The sequence below is a fragment of the Arthrobacter sp. AK01 genome, from assembly GCF_021109375.1.
Classification (GTDB): Bacteria; Actinomycetota; Actinomycetes; order Actinomycetales; family Micrococcaceae; genus Arthrobacter.
The window spans coordinates 1-365 of the sequence record NZ_JAJOHP010000158.1; the positions used below are offsets into that span (position 1 = coordinate 1).

The 365-nt window shown below is 64.9% G+C and carries 2 pseudogenes; one reads left to right on the forward strand and one right to left on the reverse strand.

Annotation, left to right across the window (positions count from 1 at the left end):
• Nucleotides 1–241: pseudogene (locus tag LN996_RS23530) on the forward strand (pyridoxal 5'-phosphate synthase lyase subunit PdxS); the annotation flags it as partial.
• 12 nt (nt 242–253) lie between these two features.
• Here the strand turns inward: LN996_RS23530 and LN996_RS23535 are convergent.
• A pseudogene (locus LN996_RS23535) lies at nt 254–365 on the reverse strand (pyridoxal 5'-phosphate synthase lyase subunit PdxS); the annotation flags it as partial.

The following is a 365-nucleotide window of genomic DNA, read 5'->3' on the forward strand; positions in this document are numbered from 1 at the left end:
CGCTACCCCGGCTGATGCTGCGATGATGATGCAGCTTGGCGCTGACGGAGTGTTCGTTGGTTCGGGGATCTTCAAGTCCGGCAACCCGGCAGAGCGTGCCGCCGCCGTCGTCAAGGCCACCACGTTCCACGACGATCCCGATGTCATTGCCAAGGTCTCCCGCGGCCTCGGCGAAGCGATGGTGGGCATCAACGTCGACGACATCCCGCAGCCCCACCGCCTCGCAGAGCGCGGCTGGTAGCAAGCAAAGCAGTACGACGGCGGCGGCACGCTCTGCCGGGTTGCCGGACTTGAAGATCCCCGAACCAACGAACACTCCGTCAGCGCCAAGCTGCATCATCATCGCAGCATCAGCCGGGGTAGCG